This is a genomic window from Pantoea sp. DY-15, assembly GCF_019795935.1.
In the GTDB taxonomy this organism is placed as follows: Bacteria; Pseudomonadota; Gammaproteobacteria; order Enterobacterales; family Enterobacteriaceae; genus Pantoea; species Pantoea leporis.
The window spans coordinates 259,684-276,677 of record NZ_JAIMIF010000001.1 but is presented as its reverse complement, the minus strand read 5'-3'; the positions used below and the strand labels follow the sequence as shown (position 1 = coordinate 276,677).

General features: G+C 54.4%; 17 protein-coding genes. 10 read left to right on the top strand and 7 right to left on the bottom strand.

Annotation, left to right across the window (positions count from 1 at the left end):
* Positions 1 to 66 precede the first annotated feature (66 nt).
* The gene (locus K5Y32_RS01350) at positions 67 to 747 is read left to right on the top strand and encodes an HAD family hydrolase (RefSeq protein WP_222181609.1); all 681 of its coding nucleotides are present in this window, start codon (positions 67 to 69) and stop codon (positions 745 to 747) included.
* Between the two features lie 18 nt (positions 748 to 765).
* Here K5Y32_RS01350 and K5Y32_RS01345 read toward each other — a convergent pair whose 3' ends face one another.
* The 7 genes from K5Y32_RS01345 to K5Y32_RS01315 all read right to left on the bottom strand — a co-directional run bounded on the left by K5Y32_RS01345 (position 766) and on the right by K5Y32_RS01315 (position 6,649).
* Complete coding sequence (locus tag K5Y32_RS01345) at positions 766 to 2,007, bottom strand: VWA domain-containing protein (RefSeq protein ID WP_222181608.1); 1,242 nt, start codon at positions 2,005 to 2,007, stop codon at positions 766 to 768.
* An 82-nt stretch (positions 2,008 to 2,089) separates the two neighbouring features.
* Complete coding sequence (locus K5Y32_RS01340; RefSeq protein WP_222181607.1) at positions 2,090 to 2,665, bottom strand: TerD family protein; 576 nt, start codon at positions 2,663 to 2,665, stop codon at positions 2,090 to 2,092.
* A gap of 57 nt (positions 2,666 to 2,722) precedes the next feature.
* A complete protein-coding gene (locus K5Y32_RS01335) occupies positions 2,723 to 3,301 on the bottom strand; it encodes a TerD family protein (RefSeq protein ID WP_008103744.1) in 579 nt (192 codons plus the stop codon).
* A 50-nt stretch (positions 3,302 to 3,351) separates the two neighbouring features.
* The gene (locus K5Y32_RS01330) at positions 3,352 to 4,389 is read right to left on the bottom strand and encodes a TerC/Alx family metal homeostasis membrane protein (protein WP_217547281.1); all 1,038 of its coding nucleotides are present in this window, start codon (positions 4,387 to 4,389) and stop codon (positions 3,352 to 3,354) included.
* Between the two features lie 24 nt (positions 4,390 to 4,413).
* Positions 4,414 to 4,869 carry a tellurite resistance TerB family protein gene (locus tag K5Y32_RS01325; protein ID WP_192236653.1) on the bottom strand — a complete coding sequence of 152 codons (456 nt, stop codon included), beginning with the start codon at positions 4,867 to 4,869 and terminating at the stop codon, positions 4,414 to 4,416.
* 20 nt (positions 4,870 to 4,889) lie between these two features.
* A complete protein-coding gene (locus tag K5Y32_RS01320) occupies positions 4,890 to 6,065 on the bottom strand; it encodes a TerD family protein (protein ID WP_222181606.1) in 1,176 nt (391 codons plus the stop codon).
* On the bottom strand, positions 6,065 to 6,649 hold the full coding sequence (locus K5Y32_RS01315; protein ID WP_101763278.1) for a TerD family protein: 585 nt from the start codon (positions 6,647 to 6,649) through the stop codon (positions 6,065 to 6,067). Before K5Y32_RS01315 ends, K5Y32_RS01320 begins: the two co-directional genes overlap by 1 nt.
* 320 nt (positions 6,650 to 6,969) lie before the next feature.
* On the opposite strand from K5Y32_RS01315, the gene K5Y32_RS01310 reads away from it, so the two are divergent.
* From K5Y32_RS01310 to K5Y32_RS01270, 9 genes are all read left to right on the top strand, one after another.
* Positions 6,970 to 8,028: an ATP-grasp domain-containing protein gene (locus K5Y32_RS01310; RefSeq protein WP_222181605.1), complete on the top strand. Its 1,059-nt coding sequence runs from the start codon at positions 6,970 to 6,972 to the stop codon at positions 8,026 to 8,028.
* 10 nt (positions 8,029 to 8,038) lie between these two features.
* On the top strand, positions 8,039 to 9,166 hold the full coding sequence (locus K5Y32_RS01305) for a phosphoribosyltransferase domain-containing protein (protein ID WP_222181604.1): 1,128 nt from the start codon (positions 8,039 to 8,041) through the stop codon (positions 9,164 to 9,166).
* The gene (locus tag K5Y32_RS01300; protein ID WP_222181603.1) at positions 9,159 to 9,944 is read left to right on the top strand and encodes a hypothetical protein; all 786 of its coding nucleotides are present in this window, start codon (positions 9,159 to 9,161) and stop codon (positions 9,942 to 9,944) included. The genes K5Y32_RS01305 and K5Y32_RS01300 overlap by 8 nt, the downstream gene beginning before the upstream one ends.
* Positions 9,934 to 11,013, top strand: coding sequence for a cysteine protease StiP family protein (locus K5Y32_RS01295; RefSeq protein ID WP_222181602.1), 1,080 nt, complete (start codon positions 9,934 to 9,936; stop codon positions 11,011 to 11,013). Before K5Y32_RS01300 ends, K5Y32_RS01295 begins: the two co-directional genes overlap by 11 nt.
* Positions 11,013 to 11,957, top strand: coding sequence for an HpcH/HpaI aldolase/citrate lyase family protein (locus K5Y32_RS01290; protein WP_222181601.1), 945 nt, complete (start codon positions 11,013 to 11,015; stop codon positions 11,955 to 11,957). The genes K5Y32_RS01295 and K5Y32_RS01290 overlap by 1 nt, the downstream gene beginning before the upstream one ends.
* Positions 11,958 to 12,132: 175 nt before the next feature.
* Entirely contained in the window at positions 12,133 to 12,615 is a 483-nt protein-coding gene (locus tag K5Y32_RS01285; RefSeq protein WP_222181600.1) for a tellurium resistance protein TerW, read from the top strand.
* Positions 12,616 to 13,171: 556 nt separating this feature from the next.
* Positions 13,172 to 13,828 (top strand): type VI secretion system protein TssL, short form, encoded by a 657-nt coding sequence (tssL, locus tag K5Y32_RS01280; protein WP_222181599.1) that lies wholly within the window; start codon positions 13,172 to 13,174, stop codon positions 13,826 to 13,828.
* A gap of 36 nt (positions 13,829 to 13,864) precedes the next feature.
* Positions 13,865 to 16,249 carry a type VI secretion system Vgr family protein gene (locus tag K5Y32_RS01275; protein ID WP_222181598.1) on the top strand — a complete coding sequence of 795 codons (2,385 nt, stop codon included), beginning with the start codon at positions 13,865 to 13,867 and terminating at the stop codon, positions 16,247 to 16,249.
* Between the two features lie 2 nt (positions 16,250 to 16,251).
* Positions 16,252 to 16,989, top strand: coding sequence for a DUF4123 domain-containing protein (locus tag K5Y32_RS01270; protein WP_222181597.1), 738 nt, complete (start codon positions 16,252 to 16,254; stop codon positions 16,987 to 16,989).
* Positions 16,990 to 16,994: the final 5 nt, after the last annotated feature.

The window sequence follows — 16,994 nt, the reverse complement described above, 5'->3', positions numbered from 1 at the left end:
AGAATATCAGCCAGCCATTTGCTATCATCGTGGCATTGATTACGGCTTGCGACAAAAGAGAACAACATGTCCATGGAATCCTCCTTAGCGCGTGAAAATCAGGTTCTGTCAGTCTTCGATTTTGACGGCACGCTGACCATTCACGACAGCTTCATCCCCTTTCTGCGCTTCAGCTTTGGCAAACGCACGTTCGCACGCAAAATTGCCAAACTGGCATTCCCAACGCTGCGCTGCATGCGGAAAAAGCTAACGCGTGATGAGCTAAAAGAAGTGTTGATTCACACCTTTTTAACCGGCGTTGAGGAGCAATGGATTCGCCAGCAGGCGCAACTTTTCTGCGCGGCAAACTGGAATAAGCTGATGCGCCCCGCCGGGCTATTGGCGGTTGCCGCCGAAGTGAACTCCAGCGCCGAAGTGACCATCTGTTCCGCCTCGCCAGCGATGGTGTTAGAACCGTTCGCCGAGCGTCTGGGCATCAATCTGATCGGTACCCAATTAGAAGTCGTTGATGGCATTCTTACTGGAAAAATTACCGGTCATAACTGCCGCTGCGGGCAAAAGGTCAAACGACTGGAAAGCGTTTACGGCCCGCTGCATAACTATCACCTGCGCGCCTGGGGCGATACACGCGGTGATTTTGAGTTACTGGCCGCCGCGCAGGATCCACACTGGCGTCATTTCCATCCAACGTGGAAAAAACGCCGCGTGCCAATGGAAAAACTGCGCATGCTGCGTCTGGATCCCTAGCCGCACAATTCGGGCTGATCAGTAAATCCGGTCAGCCTTTGCCGCATCCAGCCACGGCTTAAACTCCTCCAGCAGCAGATCATATAAACGATCTTCCGCCAGGCTGGCAAAGTTGTCGATGGCGAAGAAATGGGTATTGTCGATGCGGCGATCGTTGAAGTTATCCAAATCCTGCAAAATGCCATAATTACTGCCGCCGAGGCCGACAAACTTCCAGAAGATGGGATAGTTAGCCGAGCGGCGAATCGCCTCTTTGATGGCGCGGGTTTTGCTGATGCCGCCGTCGGTAATGAAAACCACGTACACCGGCAGATCGCTGTGCCTAAAGGTATCAATCAGCTCTTCCATGACCGGCGGTTCATTATTAGTGCCGCCTAGCCCAGGTAAAATCTCCCACGCCGATTTCTTGCCGCCACGCTGGATGCTGGCGATGTAGCCATCGAGATTATCCAGGGTTACATCGGGATATTTCGCGTGCTGCTGGCCGAAGCCCCAGACATCCATCGAACCGTCATCATCAAACTGCGCCGCCAGCACCGCAATGCGATCTAATACGGCCTGCACGTTGCCCTTACTAAACTGCCCTTTCATCGAACCCGAAGCATCCAGTACAAATGCCACCTTCGCTTTCACCGTTTGTAGCTGGTATTTGCTCAGGCTAACGCTGGCGTTTTTCGCCAGGCTCACTAATCGTGGCGCTTTCTGTTGCAGCTTTTTCTCCAGGCTCACCACCGTTGGCGCGGCTGGTTGAGTATCGGGCTGGGCGATATCCACGCCATAATGACGCGCCAGTGGTTCGAGCCCGCCGTTAAATCCCTGTCCCAGCGCGCGCAGTTTCCAGCCGCCATTGTGACGATAAACCTCGGCCAGAATCAGCGCCTTCTCACCACGCCCGAACGTTTCCGGGCTGAACTGGGCAATATTTTCGGCGGTTATGGTCAGGCTGTTGAGTGCATTAATCGCCCCATCGCCGTCAATCACTAAGGTGACGGCAATTTTACTGACGCTGGCGGCAATCTTAGTCAGATCCAGATTGATGGTGCAGCCTTGCGGCGTGCTCTGCATAACCACGCTGCGATTAGCGGTTGCGGGCTGATTGAAGAAGATGAAATCGGCATCGCCACTTACTTTGCCAGCGGCATTGAGCAGGAAAACGCTGGTATCCACATCGCCGCGCAACATGGGTGAAGCAGCATAGTGCAGGCGCAACGTTAGTTCAGTGGTGTTCAGCGGCAGGTTCTGGCCCGGTTGTAACATCATAGTTTTAACCTCCTGTTAGGATGCGTCCTTTAGATATTAAAAAGCCCCGGACCAGCCGGGGCTTTGTAAGCAATGCTTTAAATCAGACGCTCACGCCGTGCTGCGAAGCCAGCGCTGACAGGCCGCCTGCGAAGCCCTGACCAACGGCTTTGAATTTCCACTCGGCACCGTTGCGATACAGCTCACCGAACACCATCGCGGTTTCGGTAGAAGCATCTTCAGACAGGTCGAAACGGGCGATTTCAGCGCCGTTGTCATTGTTGAAGATACGCATGAAGCTGTTGCTCACCATGCCGAAGTTCTGCTTACGCGCTTCTGCATCATAAATGGTCACTGCGAAGACCAGCTTCTTCACCTCAGCCGGTACTTTAGACAGGGTAATTTTAACCTGCTCGTCATCGCCATCGCCGGCACCGGTGCGGTTATCGCCCTGATGCTCAACGGAACCACAAGCGCTCTGCTTGTTGTTGAAGAAGATGAAGCTGGCATCGCTCAGCACTTTACCGTCGTCACCGACCATAAACACTGACGCGTCGAGGTCGAAATCCTGACCATCTGTTACACGTGCATCCCAACCCAGACCCGCCATGGCAACATTCATGGTTGGTGCTTCTTTAGTCAGGGAAACGTTACCGCCTTTTACCAGAGAAACTGCCATTTTAAAGCTCCTGCTTTTAATTGGATGATGCGGGCAGCGCGAAGCTGCCCGTGATAATTAAGACGCGTTGATACCGTACTGAGCACATACCGAAGCGAGGCCGCCGGCATAACCCTGGCCTACCGCGCGGAATTTCCACTCGGCACCGTTACGGTACAGCTCACCAAACAGCATCGCGGTTTCGGTGGAGGCATCTTCGGTCAAATCGTAACGCGCCACTTCACTGCGGTCGTCATCGTTGACCAGGCGGATAAACGCGCCGGAAACCTGGCCAAAGCTCTGACGACGGGTCTGCGCATCGTGGATGGTGACCACAAACACAATCTTGTCGACGTCAGCCGGAATCAAATCCAGTTTGATTTTCAGCGATTCATCATCGCCATCGCCTGCACCAGTACGGTTGTCACCGGTGTGGGAAACGGAACCGTCTGAAGAGACCAGATTGTTGTAGAAAATAAAGTCAGCATCGCCGCGGACTTTGCCGCTGGCGGACAGCAAGAACGCTGACGCATCAAGGTCAAAGTCCTGACCATCGGTGGAACGTGCATCCCAGCCAAGGCCAACGAGGACGTTTTTCATGGTTGGTGCCGCTTTGCTAAGCGAAACGTTACCGCCTTTAGAAAGAGAAACGCTCATTGTAATTACCTCATGGTTAATGATTTTTCAGACACATTACTGGCAGAAGATCAGCTCTCTTCTTTTTCCTCGGGTTTACCGGGGAACATCACGCTGAGCACGATACCGACCGCTAACACGCCGAGTACCACAAACAGGCTGGCGCTAGCAGAGATGCTGTAGCCGTGATGCCAGATATGATCGGTAGCATTCAGACCCAGTTTCACCGCGATGAAGAACAGCAGCACGATGACGGCTTTCTCGAGGTGAACCAGATACTGCTTCAATGCTTCAAGTACGAAGTACAGTGTACGCAAGCCGAGGATGGCGAACATCATGGCGCTATAAACGATCAGCGGTTCACGGCTTACTGCGATAATCGCCGGCACGGAGTCAAAGGCGAACATCACGTCAGAGAGTTCAACCACCGCCACACACAGCATCAACGGCGTGGCATACAGCGCCGCTTTCTTGCCGCGACCAATCACTACGTCTTTGTTTTCTGGCTTCTGCAGCTCTTCATCAACTTCCTTCTGATTCAGCAGGAAGGCGTTACCGCGCATTTTTGGCCAGATTGGGAAGAAGCGCTTCACCATGCGATAAGCAAGGTGCTGCGAGTAATCTTCGATCTCGTCGCTGTCATCGCCGCTTTTCAGCATCATCACCGCCGTCCACGCGACGATCAGCGCAAACACGATTTCGACATACGGACCGAGGCTCAGCAAGCCGGTACCGATCGCCACGAAAATGCCACGGAAAACGATGGCACCGATGATGCCCCAGTAGAGCACGCGGTGACGATAGCGGTCCGGAACGGCAAACCACGAGAAGATCGCCATCATTACAAACAGGTTATCGACGGAGAGCACTTTCTCCAGCGCGTAACCGGTCACGAACAGGCTGGCAACTTCAGCGCCGTGATGGATATAGAGGAAGCCGGCGAAACCCATCGCCACCGCCACCCAGAACACCGACCACAGCGCCGCGCTTTTCAGCGAAATCGGCTTGTCGCCGCGGTGCATGAACAGGTCGATAAAAATAGCGCCCACCGACAGCGCGATGAAAACCGCGACAGTTTCAGTTGGGAAGCCAATGTGCGTAGACACCATGATGAACCCTTAAAAGATAAAAAATTACAGACCAAATATTGCTGGATCAAAGCCCAAAGCGACGGCGATTTCGCGCACCGCTTTCTGCTCGTCAGCATCAAAATCACCATCACTCTTACCGACAGCAATACCTACGCGGATCGCCAACTGTGCGGCTTCCGGCTGATCTTTCAACGCCATGATGTGCTTCATGGTTTCGCCCTTGCCAATTTCCAGATCGAAATCAAAGCTGCTCACCAGCTTGTTGAAGAACTCAATCACTTCATTGGTATCAAAGACTTTCAACTCTTCGGAGGCGCGCAGAAAACCGATCATCTTCTGCTTCTCTTCCGCGCTCACGCCGCCGTCTGCCACCGCAATGCGTGCGCACACCGCGACGGTGCCTTGCATAAATTTCTTGTTCTTAAAGCGGCTAACCTGTTTGGTTAATTCATCGCGGCCGGAATTAAATGCCCCTTTGACCTTGTTGAAAAAGCTCATAGTGAATCCTCTGTCTGTTATTATTTGGAGCCGGCTCGCCAGTTGAATCCCCAACCGAAAGCTTTGTCCATATCGGAATGCCCGTTAAAGAACTGATTGATACGCTCGACGCGGATACTGCCGTTCTCATTGACCAGGCGAGCAATCGCACACATGTTGCGGCGGTTCTCCCCTTCAGTCATACGCGTTTCAATCGGAGGCTGGTCTGGAATGTGCAGCGTGACTACGCCATCCGTTTTGTCCCAGCTCGCCGCACCTTGATAGATGAAGGCGAAAATTAATACTTCGCGAATCTGACTCCATTCGCGACCGTTGATGTGCAGCCATTCGCCGTCGGTCACTTCGCCGGTACGATCGTCGCCCTGCAAGTGTACGAAAGGTTTGGCATGCATGGCGCCAAAATTGCCGCCCAGCGCCTGGATCACACCGCGCGAACCGTCTTGCAGCTCAACGAAGGCGCCGAGATCGAGATCCACGCCTTTGTTGCCGCCGAACAATCCGCGCAACCCGCCGCCACCGCTGCTGGTTTCACGGTGCCAATTCAGATTGATACGAATCTCACCGAAGTTATCGCGCTTGGTCAGGCTGATGGCTGGCTTCTCTTTGGTAAGAGACACTTTGCTCAGATTGATTTTTGCCGGCGCGGGTGTCGGTGCTGGAGCCGGTGCCGTCTGCGGTGCAGGCGTTGGGGCAGGCGCGGGTTCAGCCACATCCACACCAAAATGTTCCGCCAGCGGCTTTAAGCCGCCGTTGAAACCCTGCGCAATAAAGCGGAATTTCCACTCATTATTGCGACGGTAAAGTTCGCCGAGGATCAACGCCGCTTCCTGACGTCCCACCAACTCCACGCTGCCGTTCAGCAGCACTTCGCCGCCCTGCTCCACCTGAATCGCCAGGCGTTGCAAACCCGACACGTTGCGGCCGCCGTCACAGGTAACAGTAAAGGCCACTTTCTGCACGTCAGGACGCAAGCGGGTGAGATCGACAGAGAAGGCGGAGTTGTGCCCTTCGCTTTTCAGGCTGATGGTGCGGTCATCGTTATCCGGCTGACCGTAGAACACCATATCGGCATCGCCATTGACTTTGCCGCTGGCGAACAGACGAAAGGCCGAAGCATCAACTGCGGCGCCAGCGAGTACGCGCACCGTCAGCAGATTAGCGGGAACGGGAGCATTGCTCCCCGGCGTCATATTCATTAGCGCACCACTGCGGCAACGATGTCGTTTTGCATCGCGTCAATGGTACGGCCGGCACTCGCGCGGCCATGCGCCGTGAAGTCCCACAGTCCGCCGTTGCGGTGCAGCGAAGCAATCACGATGCCGGTATGGCTGCCTTGCTCAGTCAGCTCATAGCGCGCCAGCTCTTTGCCGTTTTGATCTACCACGCGGCAGAAGGCATTTTCCACTTCGTTGAAGGTTTGACCCTGGAAGCTGTTCACGGTGAACGCCAGATACTCAACATTGGCTGGCAGACGTGACAACTCAACGATGATCACTTCATCGTCGCCATCGCCTTCGCCGGTACGGTTATCGCCGCTGTGTTTCACCGCACCACATTTGGAGGTTAATGCGCGGAACCAGATGGTATCAATGGCATGACCGGATTGATCCAATAATACGCAGCTGGCATCCAGATCGATGGAATCGCTGCCACCACCAAAAAGCTTGCCCATGAAGCCTTTCTTTTTAATGGGATCCCAGCCTAAGCCGAAATGTAATTTATTCAGCGAAGCGGTTTGTTTGCTGAGTGAAACCGTCTGATTCTTGCTTAATGAAACCATGTCATAATTCCTTCAAACAGGTTTGAAAAGGGTTTTATATTTGCAACAAATTCCATGAGGGCAAAATCATAACATGAGGATATTCATGTTCAGCATTAATTTTCACAGCAATTTTATGAAATACAATAAATCCTTGCAGAAGAACAACTTAAAAGAATCCAACCCGAACCAGCAACGCACTAAACATGACAATTCTTTACATTAAAATTCATAAGGTTACGTTAGGGTAAAAAATCATATTATGATTGACTCATTTCGAAGTGAGAAATAAACTCGCAAACCATAATCCAGCCACCAGCCTCTTGCGGAAATAATTAGAAATGTCTCACAAAATTTGGCTAATGGAAGGTTTATCCTCCCAGCGCGATATAATTAATGGCATAACATCTGCAGCTAAAAAACATAACTACAACGTGTCGATTTATGCATCACATCGCCAATCGCGTAGTGAAATACTTTCTCTGGCGGATCATGCATTAATTGAACCTGGTGATGTTAATCAGCGCCTCGAATTTATTCTTTCTACCGTAGAAAAATATGCCATTCAGGCGATCCATACCGGTCGACATGCTCATTGGTTTGAAGCCCATCGCGCCGCTATCGAAGCCAGCGGTGCGCGCTTAACCACCGGCGCACGCGATGTTGTAATGCTGGATCTGGCCGATGACAAAGTCGCGTTTGCCCACCATATGAAAAGCCTGAATTTGCCGGTGGTGCCTTCACTGCGCGTGGATTCACCCGTACAGTTGCGTGAGCTGATCGCCGGTAAACCCTTTGGCGATCTGCCGCTGTGCGTAAAGCCGGTTACCGGTATTTATGGCATGGGATTCTGGCAGTTTGATGAAAGCGTCTCGCCGATGGCGCCGTTTACCCATCCCGACGCACGCCGGGTGAAAGCCGAATATTACTTACAGGCGCTGGAGGCCGCCGACAGCATGGAGCCGCTGGTCCTGATGCCGTATCTGCCGGGCCCGGAATATTCGGTTGATATGCTGGCGGAAAACGGCAAGGTGCTGGCCGCCGTGGCGCGCCGCAAAGAAGGGGCGCTGCAGTATCTGGAAAACCGCGGCGAAGCCTTTGAGCTGGCGCTAGCCTGTGCCGCTGCGATGGGCGCGGATGGATTGATCAACGTGCAGACGCGCAATGACGCCAGCGGCAAACCGCTATTACTGGAGATCAATATGCGCCCTTCCGGCGGCATTGGTTACACCCGTTTCAGCGGCGTCAATCTTCCCGGCTTGTTTGCCCTGCGCCAGCTAGGCTTGATCAGTCAGCAGCAGGTGATCGACAACGCCCGCCGCGACTTCACGCCAGCCACCGTCCGCGCGCTGAGCGACGTGGTGGCGTACAACCCCGTCCTGTCCAACCAGGTTCAATAAGGAACAATCCATGACCACACTTTGGAGCAGGACGCTGTCATGCGGCACGCTGAGCGTTACGCCAACCGGCGGCATCAGCGCCATCGACGATCTGTTCGAGATCGCCGAGCGCCGCAATCCCAAGCGCGCTTTTTTGTTCGTCAGTAAAGTGCTTGGCCGCCACATTCCGGTGGCGCCGGAGAAAATGCGCGCCGTGTATCGCCAGCTGGCGGAGCAGTTCCCGCAGCTTTCTGACGGCCCGGTGCTGTTTATCGGCATGGCGGAAACCGCCGTTGGCCTCGGCGCAGGCGTGTTTGATGAAGTGCGCCAGCACGTCAGTGAGCCGGTGTATCTCACCTCAACGCGCCATCCGCAGCAGGCCGATTTGCTGTGCGAGTTCAAAGAGAATCACAGCCACGCCACCGATCATCTGATCTACCTGCCCGATGATGCGCAGCTGCGCCAGCGCGTGCTCAACGCGCGCACGCTGGTAATGATTGATGACGAAGCCACCACCGGCAACACCTTTATTAACCTGCTCGAAGCGCTGCGCAACGACGGCGGCTTAACGCAGATCGAGCAGGTTATCGCCGTCACGCTCACCGACTGGAGCGGCGATGCGTTATCCGCGCGCTGTCCGGTGCCGGTGCGCAGCGTGTCGCTGGTGCAAGGCGACTGGCACTGGCAGCAGGATCCCGACGCTGCACTGCCACCGATGCCAGCGATGGTGCTTAACGACGCCGCCACCGTGCCCATCACCGGCAAACAGCGCTGGGGCCGACTTGGTATGGCAGCGCCAGCGGGCGATCTGGGTTGCGCGATTCAGGCGCAGCCGGGAGAAAAAATCCTCGTGCTCGGCAGCAGCGAATTTGTCTGGGAACCCTTCTTGCTGGCTGAACGTCTGGCGGCACAAGGCGCAGAGGTGAAATACAGCTCCACCACGCGCTCGCCAATCGCTACCGGATTTGCCATCGAATCAGCTATCGCCTTCGGTGATAACTACGGTCTCGGCATCGCCAACTTCGTTTACAACGTGGCGCATCAGCAGTTTGACCGCATTTTGCTGTGCATCGAAACGCCGGTCGAAAGCGTGGATCCGCTGTTAACCACGGCACTGACCAAGATTGCGCCACAGGTGGAGGTGATCAGCTATGAATAAACCGGTGATTTTTTCCGACCTTGACGACACGCTTTTTCAGACGCGCCGCAAAATGGTGGACGAGCTCGATCTTGAGCCGTTCCGGACTGGCGCGCTCGATCTCAGCCTGCAGCCGCGCAGCTTTATGACTGAAGAGCAGTCGATGCTGGTTGACTGGATGATCGAGCAGGCCGATTTGATCCCGGTCACCGCCCGCGGCACCGAAGAGATTGCCCGCGTGCAGATCCCTTTCCGATCGTGGGCGGTGACCACGCACGGCGCGGTGATCCTTAACCCGCAAGGCGAGGAAGATGCCGAATGGCGCGCGCAGATGCTGGAAAAACTGACGCCGTACGGCCCGGCGCTGCTCTCAATGCAGCAGGCGATCACCGACCTGATGGCAGAGCGCGACATCAACGGCTGGGCGCGCATCAACTATGAATATGGCGTCACGCCGATCTATCTGGTGATGAAGCACCGCGACAGCACGCGCCTCGAAGAGCTTTACGCCATCGCCGATGAAATCGAGCAACGCTTCCCCACCGCCGGCTATTACATCCATCGCAACAGCAACAACGTCGCCTGGCTGCCGAACGTGGTAGAAAAAGGCTTAGCCGTCAGCTACCTGCTGGAAAAACTGCGTGACGAGCGCGGCGTTTTCCCGGTGATTGGCCTTGGCGACAGCCTTAGCGATCACCGCTTTATGAAGCTGTGCAGTTGGTACGGCATTCCGCGTCAGAGCCAGTTTGCCGCACGCATCAACCAGGTAATATTCGGAGACCAAACAAATGGTGAATAACTTGCCTTTCTCTGGATCGTACCAAGCCGGCGACGTCGAATTTCTGCTGAAGCCGGTTGAAATCGACATGACGCCGGTGGAGCAAAAAGAGCAGTTGATCCAATCCGGCGCGCGCCACTATTCCGAGATGTTGAGCCAGGAACCGGAACCGACGCGCTGGCACCTTGAGCTGTTTTCCCGCGCGCTTGACGCCGGTGCCGGACGCCTGGCGCAAGAAGTCACCATGCTGGCGCGGACGCTGGCACACCAGTTTGGCGACACGCCGATTGTGCTCGCCAGCCTGGTGCGCGCGGGCGTGCCGCTCGGCGTGATGCTGCAACAGGCGCTGCGCGCGATGGGCCACGAATCCTACCATTACGGCATCAGCATCATCCGCGATCGCGGTATTGATCAGGCCGCGCTGGAGATCATCGAAGCGCGCCACGGCACCGCAGGCATTGTCTTCGTTGATGGCTGGACCGGCAAAGGCGCCATCACCGGCGAGCTAATCCGCAGCCTCGAACATCGTCCCGGCTATCCAGCGCAACCGCGCTTGGTGGTGCTGGCCGATCCGTGCGGTCGGGCGTGGCTTTCGGCCAGCGATGATGACTGGCTGATCCCGTTTGGCATTATGGGCGCGCCGGTTTCAGGGTTAATTTCGCGCTCGTTGTGGTCTGAAGCGGGCTTGCACGGCTGCGTGCAGTGCGACCATCTGGCGCAATACGATTGCAGCCAGCAGTTGGTGAACACTGTAGCGGAATATGCGCGATCGCTGGATGTCAGCGCCCTGCCCGCGTGCCAGCAGGATCCACAACATCAGCAGCAACTGGTGGCGCAAAGTGAAGCGGTGATCGCCATGCTGGCGGCGCGTTATCAGGTGAACAGCATCAACCGCATTAAGCCGGGCATCGCCGAAGCCACGCGCGCCGTGCTACGTCGCGTGCCGGATCAGGTGCTGGTCCGTTCGGTGGACGATCCCGACGTGGCGCTGCTGGTCTATCTTGCCCAACAAAAAGGGCTGACCATCACAGAAGCGGGAGCCGATCTTGGGCAATACCGCGCCGTGACGATAATCAAAAAGGTGCAGTGATGAACGGCCGTCTCTCTCCATGGCGATTGGGCGCAACGCTGTATATGCCGGCGGTGCGCAGCGATATCGTCGATGCCATTCTGCACAATAAAATCAGCGGGTTGCGCTCGCTGGTGATCTGCCTGGAAGATGCGGTCAGTGATGCGGATTTGCCGCAGGCGCTGCACAATCTCCAGCAAATCTTAAATGAGTTGAACGCCGAACAGCGCGCCAATGGCAACGCGCAGTGGCCGCTGGTGTTTATCCGTCCGCGTAACAGCGAAATGGGCGCGTGGCTGGTGGAAAACCTCAACCTCAGCGCGATAGACGGTTTTGTGCTGCCGAAATTCACCGCCGACTCCTTGCCGCTGTGGTGGCAGATTCTTGAACCGAGCCATCTGTGCATGATGCCGACGCTGGAAACCGAAGAGGTGTTCGACGTAGTGGCGATGCGCGAGCTGGCCCTCACGCTGCAAAACCATGCCTGCCGCGAGCGCGTGATCGCCCTGCGCATCGGCGGTAACGATTTGATGAATGTGCTGTCGCTGCGCCGTTCACGTCACTTCACGCTGTATGACAGCCCGATGGGTTACACCATCAAAATGCTGGTGGCGGTATTCGCATCGCGGGATTTTGCGCTGACCGCGCCGGTGTGCGAGCACATCGACGATCAGCAGATTATGGATCAGGAACTGGCGCTGGATATCGCGCACGGTTTGGTGGGCAAAACCGCCATTCACCCGAGCCAGATCGGCAAGATTCAGGAGATGTTGATGGTTTCCGCCAGCGATCAGGCGGATGCCTTCCGCATCCTCAATTCAAGCCAGGCGGTATTCAAATCGCAGGGCGCGATGTGCGAACCGGCGACGCATCGCCGCTGGGCTGCCGCCATCCTGGCGCGCGCGCAGGAATACGGCATCGCACCCGATACCCGCTCAGACGGCGCGTTGATGTTGGTAACCTGACAAACCCCGCAGGGTGGGCATTCCTGCCCACCGCGTTACCACTGAACCACAAACCGGACGTAGGAATTTTCGGACCCTATTTACCTGATATTTAAATACCCTCTGATACTGTCGAAAACCGTTTGCCAGGAGGGCGATACCGACCATTGACCACTAACGCAGGCCTCAATCGACCATGCAACTCAGTACCCGACAGACACGTGTATTTATGCTCGCCTCACTGCTCAGCAGCGGCAAACCGGTCGCATCCAGCCGCATTCTCGCTTCGCTCGACTGCTCCGAACCCACGCTGACGCGTGCGCTAAAAGAGCTGCGTGAATCCTGGTATGCGGAGATCAAATACAGCCGCCTCACCCATTGCTACCAACTCACTGAACCCGGCAAACTCGATAAGAAAAGCCTGCGCCATATTAATGAAGCGCTCAAACTTAATGCCGAACTGCAACAGAGCGAAACCGTCAGCCGGGTATTTCTGGATAAAGAGAAAAAGAAAGCGGTGTCGCTGTCGTTGCGTATGTCTGTTTTGAGGAAAATCGATCAGGTTGTGCGGTTGAGTGAAACGACACGGAGTGATGCGGTGGAGATGCTGGTTGAGAGCGGGCTGGATGAGTTGATTGAAAAGTTAGTGCTTAAAAAGAACGAGTTAAAACGGCAGTAATATTTCAGCAGTGGTTTAACAACATTGAGTGGTGGGATGTATTGCCGACGCACTTCAGCGATACCAATCTACCTCAGGCCCTTAAATTTTTGCTGGACCTTATAGACCTTGCCAATGTCCCCTAACCTGCCAAAACTGTTAACGTAATCACGTTTCATCGATCGTTATTTTCATCCTCAACATTCACATCTTCGCACCACATGTTTACTCACGCAGAACAGCCTTCCCCTTTATTAAATTATCAAAAATCTTTCAAAATCAGAATGTAAAATAAAAAACCGCAGTTACTGAATCGCATTAGGATTACTAGTAATGTCGAGTGAAAATCCTTGCTTAAAATTGGAATCCTGTTTCACAAACTCAAATTGTTAGTTTGATCAACTATCACTCCTTGTAATATCCTCAGGGCCGTTGGTAGGTGGAGATCGCTCTTTCAGGGCAGCGACTCCACCTTTGCTCGGCTAAGTAAGCAGCGAGAGCAACAGCCATTTCTCGATTGAAATCGGTAATTGGATTAATGGATTAACAATGCTCAGGCGTTACCAGGAAGGTGCCCATGACGTTTTCACAACACAACATCACAGCGAATACTCTCGATGAGCTGATGCAGGATACCTGGCTATTGGCGCTCGCGATCCGTAATGGGCAATCCATCACGGTTGATGATGCACTCTACCAGCGCTGCTTCAATACGATTCAACAGGTTCAGCATCACCTCACTACAGCGGGAGCATCCGCTTCTCTCTGCGAAGAAATCAAATTTGCGCACTGCGTCTTTCTCGACGAACTGATCATGACCATTCCGCAAGCTGATATCTCTGCCTGGTGGAAACGCACACCTTTGCAGGGGCACTTTCTCGGGCACCTCATTGGTGGTGAGCAATTCTTTGACCGCGTCAAAAATCTGCTTCGTGAACCTGCAACAGCTCAAGCCGCTATTAGCTGCTACTACAGAATGTTGCATTTGGGTTATGCCGGAAAATACCGAACGGAAGACGATGAGGAGCGCCAGTTGCTGATGCAGCAGCTAAAAGCGCTAATGCCGAAGCAGATTGGATCTGCCGACTCAGCAATAATTATCCAGCGCTCGAAACACAAAACATCGTTCTGGCAACGTTCTCCGTGGCTTATTCGCAGCAGTGTGCTGGTTGCCATTATTGTCGCCACTTTCATCATGAACGGTCATCTGCAATATCTGTTAGTCAAAGGGTAGGCTTCAGGCAAACAAATTTCAGGAAGGAATCTGTAAATGGGCAAGAGGGATTTTGTGATTACGGCTGGCAAGACGCCAATATACAGCCACTATCAACTGAGCATCCAGACGCTGAAAAATCAGCGTCCCGATATTCTTTTGTCAGTGCTGCGTTTTAGCGGTGAAGAGGCATTAAATTCGCCGTGGAAGTACAGTATTGAACTCACCAGTGCTACACGCGATATTCCCGCCGATATTCTGATTAACAGCACGGCCCAGTTATTGTTTTACCCTGACGGCCAACCCTGGCAGTCAGTGGAACCCCGCATTTTGCGCGGTGTAGTTACCGCTTTCCAGCAGTGCGAATCCTCTGCTGACCAAACACGTTATGTGGTCAAGCTGGAATCGCGCCTTGCGCTGCTAAAAAACAGCCTGACCTATGCCGTTTACCAGCATAAAAGTGTACCGGGTGCGGTAGAGGATATCCTTAAACGCTGGGAATACTCCTCGCTGGATTATCACTTTCGCCTGAATACTCAATATCCTATTCGCGATTTCTATATCTCATATGCGGAGAGCGATCTCGCCTTTATAGAGCGTCATCTGTCGCGCATTGGTGTCTTTTATTACTTCACCTGGGATGAAGAAAACCACCGAGATGTGCTGGTACTGGGTGACAGCGCGCAGGCCTATGGTGCTGAGCAAAGCATCGTCTTTCGCCATCCGTCAGGGTTATTTGATGGCGGCCTGGAATCTCTCTGGGATATTTCCGTTAATCGCCAATCCGTTGCCGCCAGCACACGACTCAATGATGAGTATTACCGCAACGCGCAAAATGACATGCAGGCGCAAGCGGAAACCGATCCTGATAAGCCTGCGCTTACGGGAGAGCTGTATCGCTATGGTGAAAACTATCAGTTGCTCGGCAAGGAGTACCAGGCTCTACCGGAACAGGGACAGTGGTTTGTCAGACGTCGCCAGGAACGCCTGATCACCGAGCAGGTCACTTTCGACGGTATGAGCAACGGCATGGATATCCGTCCGGGCATGGTGATCTCGCCACAAGGTAAAGAGTGGCCAGATGCGCCGGATGGCCTGCTGGTAGTGTCTACCTCATCAACCCGTATTTCGCGCGATACCGCCTATGTTATCCGCTTTACCGCTGTGCCCGTTCGGCCGCAAAGCACTTATCGCCCACCGTTGAAAAGCTGGCCGCACATCGCAGGCACGCTGCTGGCTCGCGTTACCAGCCCGGTAGAAAATGCGCAATATGCAGAACTTGATGAACATGGCCGCTATCGGGTGCGTTTTCAGTTCGATCTAAACGAATCCTGGCAGTCTGGTTTTGAAAGTGTACCGGTGCGGCTGGCGAAGCCCTATGCAGGCAATGTCTACGGCTGGCATTTTCCACTGATAGCTGGAACGCAGGTGATGATTGCCTTCACCAACGGCGATCCTGACAGACCTTACATTCTCTGCGCGATGCATGATTCTCGCCATGAAGATCATGTCAATCTCTATAACTATCATCGCAATGTGCTGAGGACGCCGGCGAATAACAAACTCCGATTTGAGGATCGCCGTGGATATGAACACGTCAAACTGTCGACGGAATTTGGCGGTAAGAGCCAACTCTCACTCGGACATATCGTCGACAGTTCACGTAGCAAGCGCGGCGAAGGGTTTGAGCTGCGTACAGACAGCACCGGTACGCTGCGAGCCGGCAAGGGCCTTTTCCTGACGGCTGATAAGCAGGCCATGGCAACCGGGCCGGTACTGGAAATGACATCGGCAATAAGCCTGGTCAAAGGTGCGATCAGCCAGATGAGCGACTGGCAGTCGATCACTCAGTCGCACCATAATCTCCAGCCTGATGTCACGCATCTCAGGGCTTATCTGGCCGCTGTCGACCAGCTCAAATCCCCTGCCATGTTGCTGAGTGCGCCAGAAGGCATTGGCGTTGTCAGCCCCAAAAGCATTCTGCTCAACTCAGGCAGCACTCTGCATCTGCAAAGCCAGATGGAAACCAGCATTGCCAGTGGCAAACGCATTCAGGTCAACGCCAGCCAGGCGATTTCCCTGCTGTCGCAGCAGGAAGGGATTCGCATGGTGTCGGGCCAGGGTCCGCTGACGGTGGAATCGCACGGCGATACCCTCGGACTGACGGCGATGAAAGATATCAGCGTCCAGACCGTTCAGGGTGAACTGCGCCTGACCGCGAAAAACGGCATTGTGCTGGGATGTGGCGGCGCAACCATCAGGATTACGCCGCAGGGTGATATCCAAATTCATTCGCCGGGTAAAACCAGCATCCGTGGCGTTCATGTCTGGAATTCTCCTGCCAGCGAAGAAACAACGCTGCCTGATCTGCCTAAATCCGTGTGCAAAGAGTGCCTGAAAAAAGCACAGGAAGCCGCGCTGGCTTTCGCGCCAAGGGGATAGCGATGACGGACATGAATAATGGATGGTTGAAACAGGCTAACGCGCTTTGCACTGCTGCCGGACAGGATTATCTCGATGTGCTGGTTGATCAGGCTGGCACAGCACAGCCGCTGCAACAGGCGCTGAACCAAATTAACCCGCCGTTACGCTGGTTCGAGCTGTTTGCGAACACGCCGGAAGCGGCAACGCCAGAGTATTCACCGCTGGTGATGCGATTGCATTTTAGCATCAGCAGCCACCAGCGCTGGCTGGAACAGCTGGTGGAACACTTCTCCACGACGCCGCGATTGACGTTGCTGATATCGCCACTGGCATTCGACCTGCTGAGTAGCCATTTGCAGGCACTGTCACAGGTTCACTGGGAAGAGCAAACCGGTTTACTGCGCTATTACGACAATCGCGTATTTCCCTCGCTACTTGAGCACGTCCTGACGCCAGAGCAGCAGGCGGCTTTCACCGATATTGCGCTGTTCTGGGGCTGGCGAGATCGTGATGACGAGGTGGTGTGGAAAATAGGTACCTGGAACCCGGGTCGACAACTTGCTGATGCGCCAGAGATGAACCGCATGAGTGATGCGCAGGTTGAGCTGATGGGATGTATTAGTGATGCCGAGGCGCTGATGAAGGAGCAGGCAACTTTGGTTCCCTCACGAGAGGAACACTTTGCGCAATGCCTGGAAATAGCTATTAAAGCAAGCCGGGCGGGATATATAGGCGATCTTCTGGACTATAAGGAATAAAGTAA